The following is a 7,397-nucleotide window of genomic DNA, read 5'->3' on the forward strand; positions in this document are numbered from 1 at the left end:
CACGGGTACTGCGGAACGGCGCGCCCGCCGCATCCTCGGCCTATCAGCGTCCCCATTGCCGGAAACCCTCCCGGCGACCATCGTCCCGCCTCTCGCATCCCGCCCGACCTCGACCCGCTGACCCGCCGACGAGTCGTTGCCGGTGATCGCGCGGCTTGAACCGACGACGCGCCCGCGTTCGAGTTTCGCGACCGCGAGTCTCGCTCGCGTAACAGAACCTCTTCCGATCTACATCTTCTCTCGCCATCCGAGCGGCGGTGGCGGTATCATCCTCTGGGCGGCCTGTGCCCGCGTCCGGCGAGCCGGGGTGCCGCCCCGCGCGCGCGCGGTGGGCGAGATGTCGGCGTTGGCGGCCTGATCCTCGCGGCACGCGGTTTCCGTTCCCGGCGCGCGAGCAGGCGCGGGAACGAGTTGCGGGCCTCACCCCCACGTACCGCCACACATTGACCGACCGAGCCCGAATGCCGACCACGCCGGGGGACCTGGAGCCCCTGTTCCGCAGCTACTTCGCCGACCGCCGCTTCGTGGTGGTCTCCAACCGCGAGCCGTACGAGCACCGCTGGTCGCAGGAGGTGGGCGAGGTCGACGTGAGGCGCCCCGCCGGCGGCCTCACCTCGGCGCTCGACCCGCTCATGCAGGCGCTGGGCGGCACGTGGGTCGCCTGGGGCAGCGGCGAGGCCGACGCCGCCGTGGTGGACCGCGACAACCGCGTGCGGGTGCCGCCGGAGAACCCCAGCTACAACCTGCGGCGCGTGTGGCTCACGCACCACGACATCCACCGCTATTATCTGGGCTTCTCCAACCAGTTCCTGTGGCCGCTCTGCCACCTGCGGCCGGACCTGACGCGCATCCGCTCGCGCTACTGGGAGCGCTACCGCCGCATCAACCGCCGCTTCGCCGAGGCCGTGCTGGAAGAGGTTCGCGAGCGCGAAGCCGTGGTGTGGGTGCAGGACTACCACCTGGCGCTGGCGCCGCACCTCATCCGCTCGCGGCGTCCGGACATCTCGCTCGCGCACTTCTGGCACATCCCCTGGCCGCCCATCGACATCTTCCGGCTGGCGCCGCAGGCCAACTACCTGCTGCGCGGCCTGCTGGCGAACGACCTGATGGGCTTTCACCTGCCCGGCTTCAGCGACAACTTCCTGCGCTGCGCCCGCCGCATCGCCGGTGCGACGGTGGACTGGGAGGCGCGCACGGCCACGCTCAACGGCCACACGTGCCATGTGGAGTCGTTCCCCATCTCCATCGACGTGGACCAGTTCCGCGCCGCGGCCTCCGCGCCCGGCGTGGAGGAGCAGATGGAGCGGCTGCGCGAGCGCTACGCGCCGGCCGGCGGGTTCATCGGCGTGGGCGTGGACCGGATGGACTACAGCAAGGGCCTGCCGGAGAAGTTCAAGGCCATCGAGATGCTGCTGGAGCGCTACCCGGAGTTCCGCGAGCGCTTCACCTTCATCCAGGTCGCCGTTCCCAGCCGCAGCGACATCGAGGCGTACGACGACCTCACGCAGAAGGTCGACCGGCAGGTGTGGGAGATCAACGACCGCTTCGGCACCGAGCGGTGGCGGCCCATCCATCTGCTCAAGCAGTCGCTGCCGGCCGACCGCCTGGCCGTGCTCTACCGCCTGGCCGACGTGTGCATCGTCAGCTCGCTGCAGGACGGGATGAACCTGGTGGCCAAGGAGTTCGTGGCCAGTCAGGTGGACCGCAGGGGCGTGCTGCTGCTCTCCTGCTTCACCGGCGCCGCCGAGGAGATGGGCGAGGCATCGCTCATCAACCCGTACGATCCGGAGGGCTTCGCGCTGCACATCCGCGCCGCGCTGTCGCTCCCGCCCGAGCAGCGCCGCGAGACCATGGACCGGCTGTCCGCCAACCTGCGCACGATCTTCGACTGGATGGGCGAGGTGTTCACCCGGTGGGGCCAGATCGCCGCCACGCAGCCGGTGATGCCCATGGAGCGCCTGATGGAGCTGGAGTTCGGCGCCGAGCCCGACGAGGACCGCGACTCCGATCACGACGACTGACCTCGTCCATTTTCGATAGATGCACGAGCGGCTTCCCCCTTCCGGCGGAAGCCGCTCGCGCATCATCACCTCTCGCCCACCACGGACGATCTGACGCCACCCGCAGTCTGCGCCGATGCGGATCCGTCGAACCGATGTCCAAAGATACAGGAGACGGAGGCGGGCTTTTGTGCCGTCGGAGTGCGGGCTCATCGCTCCGGTCGACGCGCGGGCAGCCCCAATGTTGCGCGCTTCACCCGCTCGCCTCTCATCCGCGCACCGACTTTTCCGACCACGAGGTATCGGCCCGATTCACCCGCTGCTCCATTCCGTCCGACGGGATCCTGCACTGCCGCGCGCCAACACCTTCGCGCTCACTCCTCCGGCGTGTAGCGGTCGAACGGGATCGACTCGGCTGCCAGGATCCCGGCCAGGCGCTCGAAATCTTCCGGAAGCGTCTCCAGTGCCAGGCTGCACCGCGCGTGGGCGGCCGGCGGAGCGGGGATGGGCTCGGCGGGGACGCCTGCGTCGCGCGCCACGTCCTCGGCCCAGAGCGCGTGGTGGGTGGTCGCGAAGGTGAAGATGGTGCGCGCCATGGATTTCCCCTGCGTGAACGAGGACGGCGAGGTCCCTTGCGCCCCGGGCGGCGGGGCGGCTAGACTGCGCGGCCACGTCCGCCGACCCAGTCCCGCAACCCGCCGCGACCCGCCGTGCACTTCCCCCCCGTAGCCGAGCAGATGGACGCGATCCGCCAGGGAGCCCTGGAGATCGTGCCCGAAGAGGAGCTGGTCCGAAAGCTGGAGCGCTCGGCCGCCTCCGGTCAACCGCTGGTGGTTAAGCAGGGCTTCGACCCCACCCGCGCCGACCTGCACGTGGGGCATGCTGTCTCGATCCGTAAGCTTCGAACGTTTCAAGAGTTGGGGCACGACGTCGTGTTCGTGGTGGGCGACTACACCGCCCTCATCGGCGATCCCACCGGGCGCAGCGAGCTCCGGCCGCAGCTCACGGAAGAAGAGGTGGAGGCCAACGCGCGGACGTACCAGGAGCAGGTCTTCAAGATCCTGGACCCGGCGAAGACGCGGGTGGAGCGCAACAGCACCTGGCTCAAGCCCATGCGCCTGGCGGACGTGCTGAAGCTGACCTCGCACTACACCGTGGCGCGCATGCTGGAGCGCGACGACTTCCAGAAGCGCTACGCCGAGAACCGCCCCATCTCCGTCGTCGAGTTCATGTACCCGCTCATGCAGGGGTACGACTCGGTGGCCCTGAAGGCCGACGTGGAGCTGGGCGGGTCGGACCAGAAGTTCAACCTGCTGGTGGCGCGGACGCTCCAGGAGCGGTACGGCCAGGCGCCGCAGGTGTGCCTGCTGATGCCGCTGCTGCGCGGGACCGACGGCGTGCACAAGATGTCGAAGTCGTACGACAACTACGTGGGGCTGGCCGACCCGCCCCAGCAGCAGTACGGGCGGACGATGTCGATCCCCGACGACGTGCTGGAGGAGTGGTGGACGCTGGCCTCCGGCGTGGGGCCGGCGGAGCTTGCGGCGGTGAAGGAGCGCATCTCCGCCGAGCCGTACCGCACCAAGCGCGAGCTGGCCGCCCGCATCGTCGCCACGTACCACGGTCCCGAAGCCGCCGAAGCCGCCGCCGCGGAGTTCGACCGCATCTTCCGCGAGCACGCGCTGCCCGACGAGGTGCCGCTGGTGGAGGTGCACCCAGGCGACGAGACGCTCGCGGCGGCAGACGGAATGGTGGGGCTGCCGCGCCTGCTGGTGCGCGCCGGGCTTGCCGCCTCGAACGGCGCGGCCATGCGGCTGATCGAGCAGGGCGCCATCAGCGTGGCGGGGGAGAAGGTCACCGCGCGCGACGCAACGGTGCCGGCCACGGGCGAGGTGGTGCTCCAGAAGGGCAAGCGCCACTTCGCGCGGGTCCGGTTCCTGGCCTGAGCGGGTCCTAAGTGGCGGGTAACGCGCGTGCCCCGGCGTGCGGAGAGACGGCCGCGGACCGCGGCCGCGGAACCGCAAGACGGGCGCGCGGAGGCGGGAGGGGTTGTGCCGCATCCGCTTAGCGGCCGGCGTGCAGGGACGCGTCCCTGCGCCGGCGAACCGGGGCCGACGAGTGGAGGGAGGAACAGCCCATGGGAGCCCATAACCGGCTAGGCCGCAACGGAGTGCCGTGCTTGACACGGGCTGGCGTGCTCGCTACAATGCGAAGTTCCCGCCGCACGAGCACGCTTCCGAAGGCCCCTCGGGCCAACCCCGGTCTCGCATGTGCGGCGGGCGCATGCTTACGAACGTTCGTTCGGGCCAGCGGCGGTGGCACTCTCCACACCGCTGCGCCGGGCGCGCCGGCCCCATGGAGGGGACGTGCTCGCGGCCCGTCTTCCAGACATCCACGCAGTGGCGGTTCTGCGCAAGCTTGGTTCCCACCGCTTCCCCGCCCGGGGGAGCGCCGTTGTCCCTGAAGCCGGCATCCAGAAAGGAGGATCGCACCGCGGTTAGGGTCGAGATGGAGCAGTCCCGGCATACCCGTCCCAGCGAGGGACGGGCCGGTCTTCCTCCAACCGAACGTCTGAAGTCAACCCTGGAGAATCCATGATGAAGAACATTCGTTGGATGTGCGCGCTCGCGCTGGCGCTGTTGGCGCCAGGGCAGCTGCTCGCACAGTCGGGCGGCAACGTTGCGGGGCGCGTCACCGACGCGGCCAGCAAGCAGCCGCTGGCGAACGTGCAGGTGATCGTGGCGGGAACGGCCCTGCAGGGCCGCACGGGCCCCGACGGCTCGTACACCATCCGCGGCGTGCCCGCCGGCCGTGCCGAGGTGCGCGTGGCGCGCCTGGGCTACTCGGGCGGCACCCGTGCAGTGACCGTGGCCGCCGGCCAGACGGTGACTGCCAACTTCGAGCTCGCCAGCAGCACCATCGGCCTCGACGTGCTGGTCGTGCAGGCGAGCGGTGAGGCCGCCCGCCGCCGCGAGCTGGGCAACTCGGTCGCGACGGTCTCGACGGCGAACGTCGAGATGGCCGCCGTGCAGAGCTTCAGCCAGCTGGTCGCCGGCCGCGCCCCGGGCGTGGTCGTCCTTCCCAGCTCGGGCCAGCTCGGCGCCGGCTCGCGCATCCGCATCCGCGGCAACAACTCGGTGTCGCTGGGCAACGACCCGCTGCTCATCATCGACGGCGTGCGCGTGGACAACGAGTCGTTCTCGTCCGGCCTGTTCACCGGCGGGCAGAGCACCTCGCGCTTCGAGGACATCAACCCCGAGGACATCGAGAACGTCGAAATCCTGAAGGGCCCGGCCGCCGCGGCGCTGTACGGCACCGCCGCCGCCAACGGCGTGATCCAGGTCACGACCAAGCGTGGCCGCGCCGGCCACCCGACCGTGCGTGCGCACAGCGAGTTCGGCACGCAGAAGCAGATGGTCACCATCCCGAACAACTACCGCGCCATCGGCCACACGGCCGCCGGCGTGAAGACCCGCATCTGCACCTTCGCCGAGCGTGCCTCGGGCGCGTGCGTCGCGGTGGACTCGCTGTACAGCTACAACCCGCTGCGCAGCTCGCTCACGCCCTTCCAGACGGGCGCGACCACCAACCTTGGCGCGAGCGTCTCGGGCGGCAGCGAGAACGCCACGTACTTCGTCTCCGGCGAGAACGAGCACGGCGTGGGCGTGCAGCACCCGAACCACCTGACGCGCACCAACGTGCGCGCCAACCTGACCGGCCAGGTCGGCTCGCAGCTGCGCCTGACGGCCAACACCGGCTTCGTGCAGAGCAACATCGAGCTGCCGCAGGCCGACAACAGCGCCGCGGGCCCCGTGCTCAACGGCCTGCTGGGCGACCCGTCGCCCGGCGTGGTGGCGGCCAACGGCGGCTACCGTCCGCCCACGACCGCGTTCAGCCTCATCGCGTGGGAGAACCGCGAGCAGCTGAACCGCTTCACCGGCAGCACCAACGCCGACTACCGCCCGCTCAGCTGGCTGTCGCTGAACGGCACCGTGGGCGTGGACGTGAGCAACCGCTTCGAGGGCAGCTTCGTGGCCCCGGGCACCGTGGGCGCCTTCGTGGACGGCTTCCGCGAGCAGTACCGCAACGTGACGACGACCTTCACTGCCAACGGCGGCGGCACCGCCACCAAGGGCATCCTGAAGAACCTCATCTCGACCACGTCGGCGGGTGTGCAGTACACGTCGGAGAACTACAACGAGACCTACGCCGAGGCAGAGGTCATCGCCCCGGGCACGCGCACCGCGCTCGTCCCCGGCGACGTGAGCGAGGGCGTGGCCCCGAACAAGCTCTTCGGCGCGTACGCCACGGAGCAGCTGGCCCTGAACGACCGCCTCTTCATCACCGGCGGCCTTCGCGGCGACCAGAACAGCGCGTTCGGCACCAACATCGGCTTCGTGACGTACCCGTCGCTGACCGCCTCGTGGGTGGTCAATGAGGAGCCGTTCTTCCCGAAGGTCGACGCCATCAGCAACCTCCGCCTGCGCGCGGCCTACGGCAAGTCGGGCCTGCGTCCCGGCCGCCTGAGCTCGGTGCGCACGTACGGCACCGTCAACGCGGCGCTCGGCTCGTCGAACATCGTGCCCGGCTTCGTGGTGAGCAACGCCGGTAACCCGGACCTGCGGCCCGAGGTCACGCGCGAGATCGAGTTCGGTGGCGACCTCGGCTTCTTCGCCGACCGCCTCACGTTCGAGGCCACGCACTACAACAAGAAGTCGCACGACGCGCTGATCAGCCGTCCGCTCCCGCCGTCGGTCGGCGGCCCGGGCTCGCAGTTCTTCAACCTCGGCAGCGTGCAGAACATCGGCAACGAGTTCGCGCTGCGGGCCGAGGCGATCAAGCGTGACCGGATCGGCGTGGACTTCAACATCAACTACAGCACCAACACCAACAAGCTGCTGACGTTCGGCGACACGAGCATCACGCCGATCATCTTCGGCCTGGGTGCCAACACGCAGCGTCACCAGCCCGGCTTCCCGCTGGGCGGCTACTGGCAGCCGGCGTACAAGTTCGCCGACGCCAACAACGACGGGCTGATCCAGCTCGCCGAAGTGCAGCTGCTCCCGGCCGACCAGCAGACCGACCCGAAGACCAACTCCACGTACTTCGGCTCGCCGTTCCCGAAGCGCGAGGCGTCGTTCAGCACCGACATCCGCCTGGCCCGCTTCATCCGCGTCTCGGGCCTGCTGGACTACAAGGGCGGCCAGAAGCTGCTGAACTTCACCAACATCAACCGCGACGCCAGCAACACCCTCGGCTTCTCGGCCACGCGCCAGGTCCCCGGCGCCGCGACCCTCGAGCAGCAGGCCGCCGTCCAGGCGCGCCGCCTGTTCGGCACGGCCGCGGGCTTCTACGAGGACGCGACGTTCTGGAAGCTGCGCGAGGTGTCGGTGAGCC

Annotated in this window: 4 protein-coding genes; 3 read left to right on the forward strand and 1 reads right to left on the reverse strand. The window is 70.0% G+C overall.

The genetic code is table 11. The features are described from left to right. Positions 1-461: 461 nt before the first annotated feature. Positions 462-2,021, forward strand: coding sequence for a trehalose-6-phosphate synthase (locus VFE05_09385; protein ID HET6230269.1), 1,560 nt, complete (start codon positions 462-464; stop codon positions 2,019-2,021). Positions 2,022-2,374: 353 nt separating this feature from the next. Here the strand turns inward: VFE05_09385 and VFE05_09390 are convergent, their stop codons facing one another. Then, positions 2,375-2,596 carry a putative Se/S carrier-like protein gene (locus tag VFE05_09390; protein ID HET6230270.1) on the reverse strand — a complete coding sequence of 74 codons (222 nt, stop codon included), beginning with the start codon at positions 2,594-2,596 and terminating at the stop codon, positions 2,375-2,377. Between the two features lie 114 nt (positions 2,597-2,710). Between VFE05_09390 and tyrS the strand changes: the two genes are divergently transcribed. Together tyrS and VFE05_09400 are read left to right on the forward strand one after the other, a co-directional pair. Further along, on the forward strand, positions 2,711-3,946 hold the full coding sequence (gene tyrS / locus VFE05_09395) for a tyrosine--tRNA ligase (GenBank protein ID HET6230271.1): 1,236 nt from the start codon (positions 2,711-2,713) through the stop codon (positions 3,944-3,946). Positions 3,947-4,594: 648 nt separating this feature from the next. Then, a partial coding sequence (locus tag VFE05_09400; GenBank protein HET6230272.1) for a SusC/RagA family TonB-linked outer membrane protein occupies positions 4,595-7,397 on the forward strand: 2,803 nt, incomplete at its 3' end.

The organism is Longimicrobiaceae bacterium, assembly GCA_035696245.1.
Lineage (GTDB): Bacteria > Gemmatimonadota > Gemmatimonadetes > Longimicrobiales > Longimicrobiaceae > DASRQW01.

Bases quoted from the DNA above. Each gene is read 5' to 3' on its own strand.
- VFE05_09390 (HET6230270.1), bottom strand. From the start codon at position 2,596: ATGGCGCGCACCATCTTCACCTTCGCGACCACCCACCACGCGCTCTGG.
- VFE05_09385 (HET6230269.1), top strand. From the start codon at position 462: ATGCCGACCACGCCGGGGGACCTGGAGCCCCTGTTCCGCAGCTACTTC.